Origin of the sequence: Streptomyces mexicanus (assembly GCF_902506575.1) — a bacterium.
GTDB classification, from domain to species: Bacteria; Actinomycetota; Actinomycetes; order Streptomycetales; family Streptomycetaceae; genus Streptomyces; species Streptomyces mexicanus.
Window position 1 is genome coordinate 4,850,908 of the sequence record NZ_LR732544.1, and the last position, 18,467, is coordinate 4,869,374.

The following is an 18,467-nucleotide window of genomic DNA, read 5'->3' on the forward strand; positions in this document are numbered from 1 at the left end:
CGCACCCCCGTCGGCGGGGGTGCGGCCCGGTCACGTACGGCCCGCGAGGGCGGCGACTACGCCTCGAACACCTCGCGCACCAACTGCTCCTGCTCCGCCTGGTGCCGCTTGGCGGACCCCACGGCCGGGGAGGAGCTGTGCGGGCGGGAGATGCGGCGCAGGCGCTCGCTCGCCGGGATGTCCGCGCCGACCGCCAGGTCCAGGTGGTCGATCAGGTTGAGCGCGATGAACGGCCAGGCACCCTGGTTCGCCGGCTCTTCCTGGACCCACAGGTACTTCTCGGCGTTCGGGTACTTGTTGACCTCCGCCTGCAGCTCGGCACCCGGCAGCGGGTACAGCCGCTCGAGGCGGATGATCGCCGTGTCCGTCACGCCGCGCTTCTTCCGCTCGGCCTCGAGGTCGTAGTAGACCTTGCCGGCGCAGAAGACGACCTTGCGCACCGCGTTCGGCTCGGCCGAGGCGTCGCCGATGACCGGGCGGAACTGGCCCGAGGTGAACTCCTCCGCCTTCGAGGCCGCGGCCTTCAGGCGCAGCATCGACTTCGGGGTGAAGACGACCAGCGGCTTGTGGTGCGGGTTGTGCACCTGCCACCGCAGGAGGTGGAAGTAGTTCGACGGCAGGGTCGGCATCGCGACCGTCATGTTGTTCTGCGCGCACAGCTGCAGGAACCGCTCGGGGCGGGCCGAGGAGTGGTCCGGGCCCTGGCCCTCGTAGCCGTGCGGGAGCAGCAGGACGACGCCGGAGGTCTGGCCCCACTTCTGCTCGGCGGAGGAGATGAACTCGTCCACCACCGTCTGGGCGCCGTTGGCGAAGTCGCCGAACTGGGCCTCCCACATCACCAGCGCGTCCGGGCGGGCCAGCGAGTAGCCGTACTCGAAGCCCATCGCCGCGTACTCGCTGAGCAGCGAGTCGTAGACGTTGTAGCGGGCCTGGTCCTCGGACAGGTACAGCAGCGGGGTGTAGTCCTCGCCGGTCTCCCGGTCGATGATCACCGCGTGGCGCTGGCCGAAGGTGCCGCGGCGGGAGTCCTGGCCGGACAGCCGGACCGGGACGCCCTCCAGCAGCAGCGAGCCGATGGCGAGGGTCTCGCCCATGCCCCAGTCGATCGTGCCGTCCTCGACCATGGCCGCCCGGCGCTGCAGCTGCGGCAGCAGCCGCGGGTGGACGGTGATGTGGTCGGGGATGTTGACCTGGGACTCGGCGATGCGCTTGACGACCTCGGTGGACACGGCCGTGGGGACCGCGACCGGGAAGCCGTCCTGCGGCTCCGGGGCGGCGGCGCCGACCGGCTGCGAGGTGGCCTCGCGGACCTCGGTGAAGACCTTCTCCAGCTGGCCCTGGTAGTCCTGCAGCGCCTGCTCGGCCTCTTCCAGGGTGATGTCGCCGCGACCGATCAGGGACTCGGTGTACAGCTTGCGCACCGAGCGCTTCTTGTCGATCAGGTCGTACATCAGCGGCTGGGTGAAGGCCGGGTTGTCCGACTCGTTGTGACCGCGGCGGCGGTAGCAGATGAGGTCGATCACCACGTCCTTGTTGAACGCCTGGCGGAACTCGAAGGCGAGCCGCGCCACGCGCACGACGGCCTCGGGGTCGTCGCCGTTGACGTGGAAGATCGGGGCCTCGATCATCCTCGCCACGTCCGTCGCGTACATCGACGAGCGGGAGGACTCCGGGGCGGCGGTGAAGCCGACCTGGTTGTTGATGACGATGTGCACGGTGCCGCCGGTGCGGTAGCCGCGCAGCTGCGACATGTTCAGGGTCTCGGCCACCACGCCCTGGCCCGCGAAGGCCGCGTCGCCGTGGATCGCCACCGGCAGGACGGTGAAGTCCGTGCCGCCCTTGTTGATGATGTCCTGCTTGGCGCGGGCGACGCCCTCCAGGACCGGGTCGACCGCCTCCAGGTGGGAGGGGTTCGCGACCAGGGAGACCTTGATCTGCTCGCCGTCCAGGCCGGTGAAGGTGCCCTCGGCGCCCAGGTGGTACTTCACGTCGCCGGAGCCGTGCATCGACTTCGGGTCGAGGTTGCCCTCGAACTCGCGGAAGATCTGCGCGTAGGACTTGCCGACGATGTTGGCCAGCACGTTCAGGCGGCCGCGGTGGGCCATGCCGATGACGACCTCGTCCAGGCGGGACTCGGCCGCGGAGTCGATGACCGCGTCCAGCAGCGGGATGACGGACTCGCCGCCCTCCAGGGAGAAGCGCTTCTGGCCGACGTACTTCGTCTGCAGGAACGTCTCGAACGCCTCGGCGGCGTTCAGGCGGCGCAGGATGCGCAGCTGCTCCTCGCGCTCCATCTTGGAGTGCGGGCGCTCGACGCGGTCCTGGATCCACTTGCGCTGCTTGGGGTCCTGGATGTGCATGAACTCGATGCCGACCGTGCGGCAGTACGAGTCGCGCAGCACGCCGAGGATGTCGCGCAGCTTCATCATCGACTTGCCGGCGAAGCCGCCGACGGCGAACTCGCGCTCCAGGTCCCACAGGGTGAGGCCGTGCTCGACGATGTCCAGGTCGGGGTGCTTGCGCTGCTTGTACTCCAGCGGGTCGGTGTCGGCCATGACGTGGCCGCGGACCCGGTAGGAGTGGATCAGCTCGAAGACGCGGGCGGCCTTGGTGACGTCGTCGTCGTGGGAGGCGTCGATGTCCTTGAGCCAGCGGACCGGCTCGTAGGGGATGCGCAGCGCCTCGAAGATCTCGTCGTAGAAGTTGTTCTCGCCCAGCAGCAGGTTGGCGACCAGGCGCAGGAACTCGCCGGAGGCGGCGCCCTGGATCACCCGGTGGTCGTAGGTCGACGTGAGCGTCATGACCTTGGAGATGCCGAGCTTGTTCAGGGTGTCCTGGCTGGTGCCCTGGAACTCCGCCGGGTAGTCCATGGAGCCGACGCCCATGATCACCGACTGGCCGGGCATCAGGCGCGGCACGGAGTGCACGGTGCCCAGGCCGCCGGGGTTGGTCAGCGAGACGGTGACGCCGGTGAAGTCGTCCATCGTCAGCTTGCCCTCGCGGGCGCGGCGGACGATGTCCTCGTAGGCCTGCCAGAACTCGAAGAAGTTCAGCGTCTCGGCCTTCTTGATGGCGGCGACGACGAGCTGGCGGTCGCCGTTGGGCTTCACCAGGTCGATGGCCAGGCCGAGGTTGATGTGCGGCGGCTTGATGAGGGTCGGCTTGCCGTCCTTCTCGCCGTACGACCAGTTCATCGACGGCATGGCCTTGATGGCCTGCACCATCGCGTAGCCGATGAGGTGGGTGAAGGAGATCTTCCCGCCCCGGGCCCGCTTGAGGTGGTTGTTGATGACGATGCGGTTGTCGAACAGCAGCTTCACCGGGACCGCGCGCACGGACGTGGCCGTGGGCAGCTCCAGGGAGGCGTTCATGTTCTTGGCGACCGCCGCGGACGGGCCGCGCAGCGTGACGTACTCGGGGCCGGCCGGGGCCTCGGTCGCAGACGATCGCGCGGCGTCAGCCGCTCCGGTGGAGCCGGTGCTCGCACCGGGCTTGGGCTTGGCGGCGGCGGGCTTCGCGGGCGCCGGGGCCTGGGCGGCGGGCTTCGCCGGGGCCGGAGCGGCGGCCTGGGCGGGCGCGGCCGGGGCCTGGGCGGCGGGCGCGGGCTGAGCGGCGGCGGGCGCGGCCGGAGCCGCGGGCGCCGGGGGAGCCGTGGTGGTGCCTGCGGCCCCCGCGGCCGCAGGAGCCGTCGGGGCCGAGGAGTCAGCGGCCGCTGCTCCTGGCTTGTAGTCGGCGAAGAAGTCCCACCAGGCGCGGTCTACGGAGTTCGGGTCCTGGAGGTACTGCTGATAGATCTCGTCGACGAGCCACTCGTTGGCACCGAATGCGGCCGCGGGGTTCTTCCCTGCTTGGTCGGTCTCGGTGGAGATGCTCGAGTTACTGGGGGACTGTGGCGACACGGCGGCAACCGCCCTCTTCCGCTTCACAAGGTGATGGACAGCGGGAATAAAGGCTACGCCTCTCCGACGGTGAAGGTCAGGTCGAGCCCGTTCATCGTCGTGTAAGTCACATCGAAAGCTGTGTTTCGGGGCTTGAAATGGCGGGAAACAACCGTGGTTCGCCCCCGAAAGGGAAGGGGGTACCCGGGCCTGACCCGGTCCGGGTGCAGGCCCCTGCCTGATCTCACCTGATCACACGTGTCCGGCTGCGCGGACGGTTGTGGATCTTGTGGTTCCGGATCGAACTTTACGTCAACTTGGTGATGAGGGAAGCCCTGGAAGGGTGACGAGGATCCGGCAGCCGCGCTCGGATTCGGCCACACCGATCCGGCCACCGTGCAGGTCCACCGCCCAGCGGGCGATCGCCAGGCCGAGCCCGGTGCCACCGTCGCTCCCGGGGCCGTGCGGCCGGCTGACCGCGCCCCGGTTGAACCGTTCGAAGACGCGGTGCCACTCCGAGCGGGGGATGCCCGGCCCCTCGTCGAGCACCTCCAGCTCCAGCGACTCCTCCTGCGGCCCGCGCCGCGCCTTGACCGTCACGCGCCCGTGCGGCGGGCTGTGCTTGACGGCGTTGTCGATGAGGTTGGCGACCACCTGGTGGAGGCGCTCGGGGTCGGCGTGCGCCGTCAGCTCCGGCGGCGAGACGTCCAGGCTCAGATGCACGTCGGTACGGGTGTGGCCGCCCGAGCCGGAGGCGATGCCGGCGCGCACGGCGGCCACCATGTTGGCCTCCTTCAGCACGCCCGCCAGGTACGGCCACACCTCGAACCGCCGGGTCTTCAGCGGCACCACACCGTTGTCCAGGCGGGAGAGGTCCAGCAGCGTCTCCACCAGCCGGCCCAGCCGCTCCGTCTGCTTCAGCGCCGTGCGCATCGTCTCGGGGTCGGCCTCGGTGACCCCGTCCACGATGTTCTCCAGCACGGCGCGCAGGCCCGCGATGGGCGTGCGCAGCTCGTGCGAGACATTCGCCACCAGTTCCTTGCGCTGCTGGTCCTGGGCGGCCAGCTCGTCCGCCATGCGATTGATCGTCTGGGCCAGGTCGCCCAGCTCGTCGCGGCGGTTCTCGCGCACCCGGCGCGTGTAGTCACCGTGCGAGATGGACCGCGCCACCGCGTTCATCTCGTCCAGCGGCGCGGTGAGCGAGTGCGCCACGAACTGCGTGATCAGAAGGGTGGCGATCATCGAGAAGACCATGATGAAGCGCAGCTCGGTCTTGGTGTGCACCGCGATCATCGACAGACCCGTGGTGATCAGCACCGAGATGACGACCAGCGCGCCCAGCTTGGTCTTGATCGAGAACGGGCGTACGCCACCCCAGGGTTGCCCCTGGCCCCTCCGTGCGGCCGGCCCGTCGCTCATGGGGTCGGCGTCTCCAGGGCGTAGCCCACGCCGTGCACCGTGCGGATCCGCTCGGCGCCGATCTTCCGCCGCAGCGCCTTGATGTGGCTGTCGACGGTCCGGGTGCCGGAGGCGTCCGCCCAGTCCCACACCTCGGCCAGCAGCTGCTCACGGGAGAGCACCGCGCGCGGGGTGTTCGCCAGGCACACCAGCAGGTCGAACTCCGTCGGCGTCAGGTGCACGTCCTGGCTGCGTACCCGCACCCGGCGCTGGGCGTGGTCGATCTCCAGTTCGCCCAGGCGCAGGATGCCGCTGCGCGGCGTCGCCGCGGCCAGCGCGGCCCGCTCCACCCGGCGCAGCAGCACGTGCACGCGCGCGGCCAGCTCCCGCATCGAGAACGGCTTGGTCATGTAGTCGTCGGCCCCGACCCCGAGCCCGACCAGCATGTCGGTCTCGTCGTCCCGCGCCGTGAGCATCAGCACCGGCACCGGCCGCTGGGCCTGCACACGGCGGCAGACCTCCAGGCCGTCGAAGCCGGGGAGCATCACGTCGAGGATCAGCAGGTCGGGCTGCCAGGCCTCCGCGACGTCGACGGCGGCCGGGCCGTCGCCCGCCGTTTGCACGAGGAATCCCTCGGCGCGCAGGCGGGTGGCGATGGCGTCCATGATGGTCTGGTCGTCCTCGACCACCAGGACCCGGCGCTGCGCGCCGGGACCCGCCGTCGTGCCGTTGTGCGAGGTGTGTGTCTGCTCCATCGCCCGCCCCTGAGGTGTGCTTCCGGAATCCGTGGGGTGATTCCTTGACTGCGCGTGGTTGCGATTGACGCTTGAATGATCGGCGTCAGGGCAGCAGCGTACGGGGAGTCAGCGGGCCTTTGCTATCCAGGTCGGACGCCGAGGTGGACGACGTCCGGAACGCCCCGGGCAACGGGGATCTCTTCGGTGCGCACCTGCTGGAACCCGACATTCTGCAAGGTTCCTTCAAATTCCGGAGACGGCTTCGCGGACCACACCGCGAGCACTCCGCCGGGCCTCAACACCCTTGCGCAGCTTGCGAGTCCGGCCGGTGCGTACAGTCCGCGGTTGTCCTCGGTGACGGTCCAGTCGGGGCCGTTGTCGATGTCCAGGCACAGCGCGTCGAACGTGGCGGATGTCTCATTGACGTAGGTCAGGAGATCGGCTTCGACGACCTCGGTGCGCGGGTCGGCGAGCGCCTCGGCGGTCAGGTCGGCGAGCGGGCCGGCGCGGTGCCAGTCGACGATCGCGCGTTCCCGCTCGACCACGGTGATCGCTCCCCAGCGCTCCTGGCGGGCGGCGTGGGCGAGGGAGAAGCCGACGCCGAGGCCGCCGATCAGCACGCGCGGCCCGGGCCGGTCGTCCAGCGCCGCCAGGGCGGCGTCGACCAGCAGCCGCTCGGACCGGCCGTCGGAGGTGTCCATCAGGAAGCAGCCGTTGGCGATGATCTGCAGCAGCGAACCGTGCCGGCGCAGCACGACCTCGCCATGGGGGCCCTCGCGCCGGTCCAGCACCACAGGAGTCTCGTACGAGGCGGTCATGGGGCGCATCCTGCCGCACCTCCGGCCGCCGGATCAGGTGAATATCCCGCCTGTGGTGATAGCTCCCTTATCTGTCATATGCGCACTGTCTCCCCCTGATCGCTCAGAGCGAACACGGGGTGGGGAACATCCCGGGACTGCGGAGCATTGAGTCGGCATAGCTCAACTTGACTGCCGAAGGGGAGATCATGGCTGCTGAGTCCGCGCCGTTCACATCGCTCACCCTGCCCGTGCTGCCGCTCGACGACGAGGTCGTGCTGCCCGGAATGGTGGTCCCGCTGGACCTGAGCGACGCCGAGGTGCGCGCCGCGGTGGAGGCCGCCCAGGCCGCCGCCCGGTCCGAGCCCGGCAAGCCCAGGGTGCTGCTGGTGCCGCGCATCGAGGGCACCTACGCCAAGACCGGCGTGCTCGGCACGGTCGAGCAGGTCGGGCGGCTGGCCGACGGCGACCCGGGCGCCCTGATCCGCGGCCGCGACCGGGTGCGGATCGGCGCCGGGACCACCGGGCCGGGCGCGGCGCTGTGGGTCGAGGGCACGCGGATCGAGGAGAACGTGCCCGATCCGCTGCCCGGCCAGGTGACGGAGCTGGTCAAGGAGTACAAGGCCCTGGCCACCGCCTGGCTGCGCAAGCGCGGCGCCTGGCAGGTCGTGGACCGGGTGCAGGCCATCGACGACGTCTCCGCGCTCGCCGACAACTCCGGCTACTCGCCGTTCCTCACCACCGAGCAGAAGGTCGAGCTGCTGGAGACCCCCGACCCGGTGGCCCGCCTCAAGCTCGCCACCCAGCAGCTGCGCGACCACCTCGCCGAGCAGGAGGTCGCCGAGACCATCGCCAAGGACGTCCAGGAGGGCGTCGACAAGCAGCAGCGCGAGTTCCTGCTGCGCCGCCAGCTGGAGGCCGTCCGCAAGGAGCTGCGCGAGCTGAACGGCGACAAGGACGGCGAGGAGTCCGACGACTACCGGGCCCGCGTCGAGGCCGCCGACCTGCCCGAGAAGGTCCGCGAGGCCGCGCTGAAGGAGGTCGACAAGCTGGAGCGGGCCAGTGACCAGTCCCCGGAGGGGTCCTGGATCCGCACCTGGCTGGACACCGTCCTGGAGATGCCCTGGAACGAGCGGACCGAGGACGCCTACGACATCCAGGGCGCCAAGGCGATCCTGGACGCCGAGCACGCCGGCCTGCAGGATGTCAAGGAACGCATCACCGAGTACCTGGCCGTGCGCAAGCGGCGCAGCGAGCGCGGTCTGGGCGTGATCGGCGGGCGGCGCGGCGGTGCCGTGCTCGCGCTCGTCGGCCCGCCCGGCGTCGGCAAGACCTCCCTCGGCGAGTCCGTCGCCCACGCCATGGGACGCAAGTTCGTCCGCGTCGCCCTCGGCGGTGTGCGGGACGAGGCGGAGATCCGCGGTCACCGCCGCACCTACGTCGGCGCGCTGCCCGGCCGGATCGTCCGCGCCATCAAGGAGGCCGGGTCGATGAACCCGGTGGTCCTGCTGGACGAGATCGACAAGGTCGGCTCCGACTTCCGCGGCGACCCGGCCGCGGCCCTGCTGGAGGTGCTGGACCCGGCGCAGAACCACACCTTCCGGGACCACTACCTGGAGGTGGAGCTGGACCTCTCCGACGTCGTCTTCCTCGCCACCGCCAACGTGCTGGAGGCCATCCCGGAGGCGCTGGCCGACCGCATGGAGATCGTGCGGCTGGACGGCTACACCGAGGACGAGAAGATCGTCATCGCCCGGGACCACCTGCTGCCGCGCCAGCTGGAGCGGGCCGGCCTGGACAAGGACGAGGTCACCATCGACGAGAGCGCGCTGCGCAAGCTCGCCGGGGAGTACACCCGCGAGGCGGGCGTGCGCACCCTGGAGCGGTCCATCGCGCGGCTGCTGCGCAAGGTGGCGGCCCAGCACGAACTGGGCGAGCGGGAGCTGCCGTTCACCATCACCGACGCCGACCTGCGCGGCCTGATCGGGCGTCCGCACCACGTGCCCGAGTCCGCCCAGGACCCCGCCGAGCGCCGCACGTCCGTGCCCGGTGTGGCGACGGGACTGGCCGTGACCGGCGCGGGCGGCGACGTGCTGTACGTCGAGGCGTCCCTGGCCGACCCGGAGACCGGCGCGGCGGGACTGACGCTCACCGGGCAGCTGGGCGACGTCATGAAGGAGTCCGCGCAGATCGCGCTGAGCTTCCTGCGCAGCCACGGCGCCGAGCTGGAGCTGCCGGTGGGCGACCTGAAGGACCGGGGCGTGCACATCCACTTCCCGGCGGGCGCGGTGCCCAAGGACGGCCCGAGCGCCGGCATCACCATGACCACCGCGCTGGCCTCGCTGCTGTCCGGCCGGCTGGTCCGCACCGACGTGGCGATGACCGGCGAGGTCTCGCTGACCGGGCGCGTGCTGCCGATCGGCGGGGTGAAGCAGAAGCTGCTCGCGGCGCACCGCGCGGGCGTCACCACGGTGATCATCCCCAAGCGCAACGAGCCCGACCTGGACGACGTCCCCGCGGAGGTGCTGGACAAGCTCGACGTCCACACCGTCACCGACGTCCGCCAGGTCCTGGAGCTGGCCCTCGCGCCCGCGACGAGCGGCGCGGAGCCGGAGGTTCCGGTCGCGGCGTGACGGACGCGGCCGGATGAAGGAAGGCCCGGGCCCCGTGAGGGAGGCCCGGGCCTTCGCCGCGCACGGTCAGGGAGGGACTCAGCCGTCGGCGAGCGTCTGCACCCGGTCCGGTGCGCCGTTGCTGTGCTGGTCCGGGGGGCGACCCCCGGGCCCCCGGCCGGTGGGGTGGTGCTCAGCCGTTGGCGAGCGCCTGCACCCGGTCCGGTGCGCCGTTGCTGTGCTGGTCCGGGGGGCGACCCCCGGGCCCCCGGCCGGTGGGGTGGTGCTCAGCCGTTGGCGAGCGCCTGCACCCGGTCCAGTGCGCCGTTGAACTTGTCGTGGTCGCCGACGGTCGGGCCGGAGGAGGTGTACTGCCACATCGTGTAGTAGCTCCAGCCCGCCGGCAGGGTGCCGACCGTCGAGGCGTAGCGGGCGATCCACAGGGGGTTGTTGGAGGCGAAGCCGCCGTAGTTGCCGGTGCACTGGGTCCACCAGCTGGTGGCCGTGTAGATGACGGCGTCCCGGCCCGTGCGGGCCTTGTAGGTGTTGAGGAAGTCGGCGATCCAGCTGACCATCGCGCTGGCGGACTTGCCGTAGCAGGCGTCGCCGTAGGGGTTCCACTCGATGTCGAGGGCCCCGGGCAGGGTCTTGCCGTCGCGCGACCAGCCGCCGCCGTGGTCGACGAAGTAGTTGGCCTGGGTGGCGCCGCTGGTGGTGTCCGGGGTCGCGAAGTGGTACGCGCCGCGGATCATGCCGACGTTGTACGAGCCGTTGTACTGCTGGGTGAAGTAGGGGTTCGTGTAGTACGTGCCCTCGGTCGCCTTCGTGTAGGCCCACTTGACGCCGCTGCTCCACAGCGTGGACCAGGCGACGTTGCCCTGGTAGCCGGAGACGTCGACGCCCTCCGTCTGGGTGGCGTCGCTGGTGGTGGGCGTGCCGCTGCGGCCGTCGTGCGCCAGGACGCCCATGCCCATGTAGGCGGAGCCGCGGGCGGGGGTGGTGTCGGCCGAGGACGGAACGGTGAACGCGAACGAGAAGGCTGCGAGCAGGGCTCCCGCGACGGTCAGCCGACGTACGCGGGCCGTTCCGGATCTGTGCACGGGCATGACGTGCCTCCGAAAGTTGGGTGATGCTCGGTGGGGGAAAACGCGGGCATGATCCACGGTCGCACGGAGGCAGAGCGGATCAAGGAAGACCCGCCGGGAACCGTGCTGACGTGAGCATGCCATTGACACCGGGTAAGACGCTACGCACGTAGACCGACGCCTGGGAAGAGGGGGCGGGGGCTGCCGTTGGTCTACGCCTGCGAAATACTGACGGAGCTGCGGCGATGGGGGCGACGGGCGGAAACTTTCAGCATCGGGAAACTTCGGGCAGGGGCTGACGTGCAGGAAGAGGCAAAAGACGCCGGGCGTGACGCCGCGTCCGGCCAGACGGCGCCGAGCGGTGCGGACCGGCCGTTCCTGGCCCTGGAGCGGGAGCTGACGGTGCTGCTGCGGCGTGCCCGCGCCAACCAGGGGGAGATGGCCCGCGAGGTCCACCCGGACCTGGAGCCCGCCGCCTACGGGCTGCTCATCCGGCTGGAGGAGTGCGGCAGCCAGCGCGCCACCGCGCTCGCCGGATACATCGGCGTCGGCAAGGCCACCATGTCCCGTCAGCTGCGCGCCCTGGAGGAGCTGGGCCTGGTGGGCCGCGAGCCCGACCCCGCGGACGGGCGCGCCTGGCTGGTGGCGCTCACCGACGAGGGACGCCGCCGGGTGGGCCAGGTGCGCGAGGCCCGCCGGCGCCGCTACGTCAGCCAGCTCGCCCACTGGGACCGCCACGAGGTCGCCGAGCTGGCCAGGCTCCTGCACGAGCTGAACGCGGTCATGGACAAGTAGCCGCGCGATTCGCCCGGCCCGCCGTCACCGCCGGACGGCAAGCAGACCCGCCCGGCGTTCACCCGGCCCGGTGCGCCGGGGCCCGGCGCCCGAGCGGTCACAGCTCCGCGTACACCACCGTCGCGTCGTCGTGCGTCTTGCCGCGGCCGAGGCGGGCCCGTTCCCGGTGGTCCGCCGTCTCCAGCGCCCGTACGCGCTCCACCAGCCCGCCTGCGCCCTCCTTGCGCACCAGCGCCAGGCACTGCGCCCAGTCCCCCTCGCCGAACGTCTCCACCCACCGTGCCGCGCCGTCCGTCAGCGCGGCCAGGGCGCGCACCTCGTCGCGCGGCAGCGTGCCCGTCACCGCCCGGCCGGCCACCGAGGGGTCGGCCGCCGCCGTGAAGAAGCCGCCCTCCTTGTTGCGCAGCGTGGCGTCGACGAGCGCGTCGGTGGCGAGCGCCGACCGGGGCAGCCGGGCCAGCCGGTCGTCCAGGACGGGGGCGACCGAGCCGTCGGCGCGTTCCACCAGCAGCACCGAGTCGGACAGGACCAGGTACTCGACCGCGTCGGACAACCAGCGGGCCAGCACCACGGTTGCCTGAGGGGTCCGCGAGTGAGAAAGGTCACAGGTCGACGCGTGTGCGTCGGCGGTTCGGGCGATCGCCCGCTCGAGTATCTCCCGCAGCGTCAGATCTGGGGCGGAAACGGTCAGTTCGGTCAGTGAGCCGCCGAGCCGGGCCGTGAACCACGGGACCGAATGCAGACACCCCGTCCCGGTCGCCGGGGGCGTCACGCCGTCCAGGACGACCAGGCAGCCGCCCTGTCCGGAAGCGGGAACCGCGACAGCGGCGAAGTCCTCGTTCGCGCGGTCGGCGCGGCCCGGCTCGGAAACAACCTCGGTACGCATTCGGCCAGTCTGCACGACCCCTTCACAAGGTTCACCAAAGACCGCCGACCGCCTTCGAAATGACGACTGTCGGCAGGTCACGCGCCTGATTTGGGGTGGAATAGCGCACTCCGGCAAGGTGTGGCGGCGAATATTGCCAAAGCCTGTGGCCCGGCGTCCAACCGGCCCGCCGCACGACCCGCGGGCACGCGCCGCCGGAACTTGCCCGCCAACTCCCCTCCGAGGTTCACTCCTTCGGGTGGCCGGTCGGACGATGCGGGCCCACTGCCCACCGGCACTGGGAGGGTCGGAAACCGATGCAGGTCCCCCTGCTCACACGCAGTGAAGGAGCCGGGGGAGGGTGTACGCGCCCGTCGCACCAGCCGACGGAGTGCCACCCGGGCCCAGAAGTACTCGAGTACAGGAATGCGAGCACCGGTGCAGAAGAAGCGGCCTCGGCGCACAGGCAAGCAGACGGCCACCGCGGGGGGTCCTGAACGGACGCCCGGCACCCCTTCCGCCGCCCCCGCCCCTGCCGTCGGCAAGGGCCGTCCCACCCATGTGCGCAACCGTCTCGTCATCGCCGTCGCGGTCGTCGCCGCAGCCGTGGCCGGGGCCGGCGCCCCCGCCGTGATCGGCGCCTCCGGGCAGCTGAGCGACTCCCAGGACCTGGTCACCCTCGCCGGGCAGACCCAGGACGCGCTCGCCCTCGCCCACTCCCTGGCCGACGAACGCGACGAGGTCACCTCCTATCTCGCCGCCGGCCGCCCCAAGTCCCAGGCGCCCTCGGAGCAGCGCAGCACCCGCGTGGACCGCCAGGTCGAGGAACTGCGTGCGAACACCGACACGCCCGCCTGGCTGCGCAAGGACCTCGACGGCATCGCCGCCGTGCGGCGCGCGGCCCTCACCGGGCAGAGCAGCGCCCTGCAGGCCCACCAGGCGTACTCCGCCACCATCGCCGACCTGCACCGGCTGGCCGAACAGCTGGCCGAGCAGATGCCGGCGCGCGCGGGCTCCGGAGCGCACGCCCTGGCCGACCTCGACACCGCTGTCCAGCAGGCCGCCGCCGCTCGCGGGTTGCTGCTCGCGGCCCTGAACGTGCCGCACACCACGCAGACCGTCATCGACCCGGTCACCGGCCTGCCCACCCAGCAGGCCGGCTCGTCGAAGTCCGACGCCGATCAGCGCGACGCCCTCAGCGCCGCCGCGCAGCAGGCCCGGGTCCGCTCCGACGCGGCCCTCGCCCAGTTCCGCGAGACCGCGCCCGAGGCGGTCCGCGCCTCCTACGACTCCACCGTCACCGGGCCCGAGGCGGACGCCGCCGAGAAGTACCTCGACCGGCTCACGGCCCGGCCGGAGCTGTCCGACTCGGACCTGAACACCAGCACCAAGAAGCTGGACACCGCGCTGACCGCCCGCATCGACCTGATGCGCGGCGCGGAGTCCTCCCTGTACGACCACCGCACCAAGGACCTGGCGAAGCTCCGCGACGACGACGTCACCGCGCTGGAGCTGCGCATCGCCGTGCTGGGCGCCGTGCTGCTGGTCGCCCTCGGCGTCTGCACCGCCCTGGCCCGCACCCTGACCCGCCCGCTCGCCGTGCTCCGCCTCGGCTCGGCCCGCCTGGCCGGCGCCGCGGACGCCGCCGCCGAGGAGCCGATCCGCTTCACCGGCCGCAACGACGAGTTCGCGCAGGTCGTCCGCTCCGTCAACACCCTGCACGCGCAGGCGGTCGCCCCCGCCGAGCGGGTCGCCACCCCGGAGGCCGACCGCAAGCCCCTGGTCGGCCCGCGGCAGAAGATGGCCGACGCCCGCGAGGAACTGCGCGCCGAACTCGCCGAGAGCACCGCCGAGCTGCGGCGGCTGCGCGCCAGCATCGGCTCCACGTTCGTCAACCTGGCCCTGCGCACCCTCGGCCTGGTCGAGCGTCAGCTCGGCGTCATCGAGGGCCTGGAGGACCGCGAGCAGGACCCCGACCGCCTGGCCACCCTGTTCAAGCTCGACCACTTCGCCACGGTCATGCGCCGGCACAACGAGAACCTGCTCGTCCTGGCCGGCACCGAGCACGTCCAGCAGCACGCCGGGCCGGTCCCGCTGGTCGACGTGGTGCGGGCCGCGGTCAGCGAGATCGAGCGCTACGAGCGCGTCCGCATCGCCGCGCTGCCGCCGCACGCCCACGTGGCCGGCTTCGCCGCCGACGACCTGTCCCACCTGCTGGCCGAACTCATGGAGAACGCCACCTCGTTCTCCCCGCCGGACCAGCCGGTCGAGGTCTCCGGCTGGCTCCTGGAGAACGGCGAGATCATGCTGTCCGTCCAGGACGAGGGCATCGGCATGGCCGGCGACCGCATGGCCCGCCTCAACGCCCGCCTCGCCGACTTCGACCCCGACGCCCCCTACGACCAGGAGGGCGAGGACGGCCTGGGCCTCGGTCTGTACGTGGTCGCGCGCCTGGCCCACCGGCACGGCGTGCGCGTCCAGCTGCGCGAGCAGAAGCAGGGCGGCACCGCGGCGGTCGTGGTGGTGCCCCAGCAGGTCCTGGCCGCGGCCCCCGCCTCCGCGGTGCCGGCCCCGGCCGGGCCCGGCCCCGGCAGCACCCAGACCCAGACGTTCTCCCTGCCCGGCGCGAACGCCGAGGTCAACTCCAACGTGCTGCACGCCCGCGCCCACGACGGCGACCCGCTCGTGGCGCTGGCGGAGAAGGCGGTACGGCAGTCGGAGGCGGCCGGGCAAGCGGCGGCCACCGGCGAGCGGGGGGCGCCCGAGGAGACCGCGGTCTCCGGCGAGCGGGCCGCGACCGGGGAAGCGGCGGTGTCCGGGGAAACGGAGCCGTCCGGGGGTTCGAGGGCCTTCGAGGATTCGGTCGCCCGCGGGAATCCGGTGGCCACCGAGGAGACGTCGGTGCCCGGCGGACGGGCGGCGCCGGAGGAACGGCCGGTGTCCGAGGGACAGCCGGCGTCCGAGGAACGGGCCGTGCCCGCGGAGTCCCCGGCCGAGACGACGATGGAGCTGCTGCTCCCGTCCCAGGCGAAGCGGCCCGCGGGCCGGGAGGCCGCCGACGGCGGTGCCACGGGCGCGTACGGGACCCCGGCCGGACACGCGACCGAGGCGGAGCCCGAGACCGACACCGAGCACGCACGCGCGCCGGAGGAGCAGGTCACCGCCAAGGGGCTGCCCAAGCGCACCCCGAAGATCACCGCGCCCGCGCAGGCGCCCCGTCGCCGCACCGGGTCGGTGGACGCCGAGGCGCTGCGCCGCCGCCTGGGCGGCTTCCGCAAGGGAGCGCAGGCGGGATACCGGGACGTGGAGGCGGAGATCGCGGAACGCACGGCCCAGACCCGACGGCCGGCACCCATCACGCCGGCCGGTCACCCATCAGCCGATGAAGCCACGGGGGGCACAGTCGAGGAGGCAAGCAGTTGACAGCGCCCACTACCTTCGGACTGAGCAGTGAGGCCCGCAACCTGCACTGGCTGCTGACCAACCTCGTCGAGGAGGTTCCCGGCATCGAGTCCGTCGCCGTGGTCTCCTCCGACGGCCTGCTGCTCCTCTCCTCCGACCAGGCCCAGGTCGAACAGGCCCGCGCGGCCCGCGGCGAGAGCCGCGGCGGCCCGCGCGGCTCGGCGGCCGACCTCGCCACCATCGTCTCCGGCATCGGCAGCCTGACCGTCGGCGCGGCCAAGCTGATGGACGGCGGCACGGTCAAGCACACCATGGTCGCCATGGAAGAGGGCAGCCTGCTCGTGATGTCGATCAGCGACGGCTCGCTGCTCGGCGTGCACGGCTCGGCGGACTGCGACATGAGCGTGGTGGCGTACCACATGGCGCTGTTCGTCGGCCGCGCCGGTCACGTCCTCACCCCCGAACTCCGCAGCGAGCTGCGCAAATCCCTGGAGTCCGACTCGGCCGGGAGTACCCGATGAGCAGTGCGATGAGCAGTCCCCTGCCCGGCCCGATGGGCCGTCCGGGCAAACAGCAGCTGCCGGTCCGCGGCGGGGACCGAAAACCCGCCCGGGTCCGCCCGTACTCGCTCACCGGCGGCCGGACCCGCTTCGGGCACGTCCTGCTGGTGGAGACGTTCGTGGCGGCGCTGGAGGCTCCCGAGGAGCGCAAGGAGCTGACCAGTGCGCCGCTGTCCGCCCGGGTCATGCCGGAGATGCGGGCCATCGTCGAGCTGTGCCGCCGCATGCGCACGGTGGCCGAGATCGCCGCGCTGCTGAAGATGCCGCTCGGTGTGGTCCGCGTGCTCCTCAGCGACCTCGCGGACCAGGGAAAGATCCGTGTGTACGGCACCGGGACCGGTCACGGCACCGGTCGTCCGGACCGCGCTCTGCTGGAAAGGGTGCTGAGTGGACTCCGCCGTCTCTGACGCCGCCCGCGGCGTCGCCCCACTCGTCGAGCCCGACGAGACCTTGCAGCCCTGGCAGACGGACCGCAGCCGTGCCCCGATCGCCACGAAGATCGTGGTGGCCGGCGGCTTCGGCGTCGGCAAGACCACGTTGGTCAGCTCCGTCTCGGAGATCACGCCCCTGCAGACGGAGGCGCTGATGACCGAGGCGAGCCAGGAGACCGACGACCTCACCGCCACGCCGGGCAAGCTGACCACCACCGTGGCCATGGACTTCGGCCGGATCACGCTCGACGACGATCTGGTGCTGTACCTGTTCGGCACGCCGGGCCAGCAGCGGTTCTGGTTCATGTGGGACGACCTGGTGCGCGGCGCGATCGGCGCCGTCGTCATGGCCGACACCCGCCGGCTGAAGGACTGTTTCCCGGCCCTGGACTACTTCGAGAGCTGCGGCCTGCCGTACGTCGTCGCCGTCAACCACTTCGACGGCAGCGAGCTGTTCGAGCCGGAGGACGTACGGGAGGCGCTCACCGTCCCCCCGCACATACCTGTCATGATCATGGACGCGCGGCGCCGGATCTCGGTGATCGAGACCCTGCTGGCCCTCGTGGCCCACGCACTCGAGGAAACCCCCGAATGATCCTTCGAGCAGTCCAGAAGTCGTAGGAGGCACCACCCGCATGCGCAAGATACTCGTCGTGGGGGCCGGCCAGTCCGGTCTCCAGCTCGCCCTCGGCCTCCAGTCGCACGGGTACGAGGTCACCCTGATGTCCAACCGGACCGCGGACGAGATCCGCTCCGGCCGGGTCATGTCGACGCAGTGCATGTTCCACACCGCGCTCCAGCACGAGCGCGACCTGCAGCTGAACTTCTGGGAGTCCCAGGCCCCCAGGATCGAGGGCCTGGGCGTCTCGGTCGCCGCGCCCGGCTCGTGGAACGAGGGCCCCGCGGCCCGCGCGATCGACTGGGTCGGCCGGCTCGACGGGTACGCGCAGTCGGTGGACCAGCGGGTGAAGATGGCCGGCTGGATGGAGACGTTCGCCCAGCGCGGCGGCCAGCTGGTCATCCACGGCGCCGCGGTCGGCGACCTCGACTACTTCTCCCGCGCCTACGACCTCGTGCTGGTCTCGGCCGGCAAGGGCGAGCTGGTGTCGATGTTCGAGCGCGACGCCTCCCGCTCCCCGTACAGCGAGCCGCAGCGCGCGCTGGCGGTGGCGTACGTGCACGGCCTGGGCCCGCGCCCGGAGCACCCGGAGTTCGACGCGGTCCGCTGCAACCTGGTCCCGGGCGTCGGCGAGCTGTTCATCATGCCGACCTACACGCTCTCCGGCCGCGCCGACATCCTGTTCTGGGAGGGCATCCCCGGCGGCCCCCTGGACGTCTTCAAGGGCGTCAAGGACCCGGCCGAGCACCTGTCGCTCACCTTGGACCTGATGGCCCGCTACGTCCCCTGGGAGCACGCCCGGGCCGGCAAGGTCGAGCTGACGGACGCCGGCGGCACGCTGGCCGGCCGGTACGCCCCGACCGTGCGCAAGCCGATCGGCCGGCTGCCCGGCGGCGGCCTGGTCCTGGGTGTGGCGGACGTCGTCGTCGCCAACGACCCGATCACCGGCCAGGGGTCCAACTCGGCGTCCAAGTGCGCCGCCGCCTACCTCGCCTCGATCCTCGAGCACGGCGACAAGCCGTTCGACGAGGAGTGGATGCAGCAGACGTTCGACCGCTACTGGAACACCGCCCAGCACGTCACCAAGTGGACGAACACCATGCTCGCCCCGCCGCCGGAGCACGTCCTGAACCTGATCGGCGCCGCCGGTCAGCTCCAGCCGGTCGCCGACCGGTTCGCCAACGGCTTCAACAACCCCGCCGACTTCGAGAACTTCTTCTACGACCCGGACAAGACCCAGGCCTACCTGGCCGAGGTCACGGGCGCGGGCGAGGCCGCCTGACGGACC

Annotated in this window: 13 protein-coding genes; 7 read left to right on the forward strand and 6 right to left on the reverse strand. The window is 71.7% G+C overall.

Going from position 1 to position 18,467, the window contains the following annotated elements:
* Positions 1-56: 56 nt before the first annotated feature.
* The 4 genes from GV126_RS21845 to GV126_RS21860 all read right to left on the reverse strand — a co-directional run bounded on the left by GV126_RS21845 (position 57) and on the right by GV126_RS21860 (position 6,831).
* A complete protein-coding gene (locus GV126_RS21845) occupies positions 57-3,899 on the reverse strand; it encodes a multifunctional oxoglutarate decarboxylase/oxoglutarate dehydrogenase thiamine pyrophosphate-binding subunit/dihydrolipoyllysine-residue succinyltransferase subunit (protein WP_159669477.1) in 3,843 nt (1,280 codons plus the stop codon).
* Between the two features lie 291 nt (positions 3,900-4,190).
* Positions 4,191-5,297: a sensor histidine kinase gene (locus GV126_RS21850; RefSeq protein ID WP_159669480.1), complete on the reverse strand. Its 1,107-nt coding sequence runs from the start codon at positions 5,295-5,297 to the stop codon at positions 4,191-4,193.
* Positions 5,294-6,031 (reverse strand): response regulator transcription factor, encoded by a 738-nt coding sequence (locus GV126_RS21855; protein ID WP_028420336.1) that lies wholly within the window; start codon positions 6,029-6,031, stop codon positions 5,294-5,296. Before GV126_RS21855 ends, GV126_RS21850 begins: the two co-directional genes overlap by 4 nt.
* 122 nt (positions 6,032-6,153) lie before the next feature.
* Positions 6,154-6,831 (reverse strand): spermine/spermidine synthase domain-containing protein, encoded by a 678-nt coding sequence (locus tag GV126_RS21860; RefSeq protein ID WP_159669482.1) that lies wholly within the window; start codon positions 6,829-6,831, stop codon positions 6,154-6,156.
* Between the two features lie 188 nt (positions 6,832-7,019).
* Between GV126_RS21860 and lon the strand changes: the two genes are divergently transcribed.
* The gene (gene lon, locus GV126_RS21865) at positions 7,020-9,443 is read left to right on the forward strand and encodes an endopeptidase La (protein ID WP_159669485.1); all 2,424 of its coding nucleotides are present in this window, start codon (positions 7,020-7,022) and stop codon (positions 9,441-9,443) included.
* A 266-nt stretch (positions 9,444-9,709) separates the two neighbouring features.
* On the opposite strand, the gene GV126_RS21870 is transcribed toward lon, so the two are convergent.
* Positions 9,710-10,528, reverse strand: a complete 819-nt coding sequence (locus tag GV126_RS21870; protein ID WP_159669488.1) for a lysozyme — start codon at positions 10,526-10,528, stop codon at positions 9,710-9,712.
* Positions 10,529-10,807: 279 nt separating this feature from the next.
* Between GV126_RS21870 and GV126_RS21875 the strand changes: the two genes are divergently transcribed.
* Complete coding sequence (locus tag GV126_RS21875; protein ID WP_159669491.1) at positions 10,808-11,302, forward strand: MarR family winged helix-turn-helix transcriptional regulator; 495 nt, start codon at positions 10,808-10,810, stop codon at positions 11,300-11,302.
* Positions 11,303-11,399: 97 nt separating this feature from the next.
* On the opposite strand, the gene GV126_RS21880 is transcribed toward GV126_RS21875, so the two are convergent.
* Positions 11,400-12,188, reverse strand: a complete 789-nt coding sequence (locus GV126_RS21880) for a protein phosphatase 2C domain-containing protein (RefSeq protein ID WP_159669494.1) — start codon at positions 12,186-12,188, stop codon at positions 11,400-11,402.
* 405 nt (positions 12,189-12,593) lie between these two features.
* Here GV126_RS21880 and GV126_RS21885 point away from each other — a divergent pair, with 405 nt between their 5' ends.
* Genes GV126_RS21885 through GV126_RS21905 form a run of 5 tightly spaced genes read left to right on the forward strand, consistent with a single transcriptional unit; the run spans position 12,594 to position 18,461 of the window.
* The gene (locus GV126_RS21885; RefSeq protein WP_159669497.1) at positions 12,594-15,590 is read left to right on the forward strand and encodes a sensor histidine kinase; all 2,997 of its coding nucleotides are present in this window, start codon (positions 12,594-12,596) and stop codon (positions 15,588-15,590) included.
* The gene (locus tag GV126_RS21890) at positions 15,587-16,090 is read left to right on the forward strand and encodes a roadblock/LC7 domain-containing protein (protein ID WP_028420329.1); all 504 of its coding nucleotides are present in this window, start codon (positions 15,587-15,589) and stop codon (positions 16,088-16,090) included. Before GV126_RS21885 ends, GV126_RS21890 begins: the two co-directional genes overlap by 4 nt.
* Positions 16,091-16,098: 8 nt before the next feature.
* Complete coding sequence (locus tag GV126_RS21895; RefSeq protein ID WP_159669500.1) at positions 16,099-16,536, forward strand: DUF742 domain-containing protein; 438 nt, start codon at positions 16,099-16,101, stop codon at positions 16,534-16,536.
* Entirely contained in the window at positions 16,517-17,155 is a 639-nt protein-coding gene (locus tag GV126_RS21900) for a GTP-binding protein (RefSeq protein WP_159669503.1), read from the forward strand. The genes GV126_RS21895 and GV126_RS21900 overlap by 20 nt, the downstream gene beginning before the upstream one ends.
* 40 nt (positions 17,156-17,195) lie before the next feature.
* Complete coding sequence (locus GV126_RS21905; RefSeq protein WP_159669506.1) at positions 17,196-18,461, forward strand: styrene monooxygenase/indole monooxygenase family protein; 1,266 nt, start codon at positions 17,196-17,198, stop codon at positions 18,459-18,461.
* Positions 18,462-18,467 lie beyond the last annotated feature (6 nt).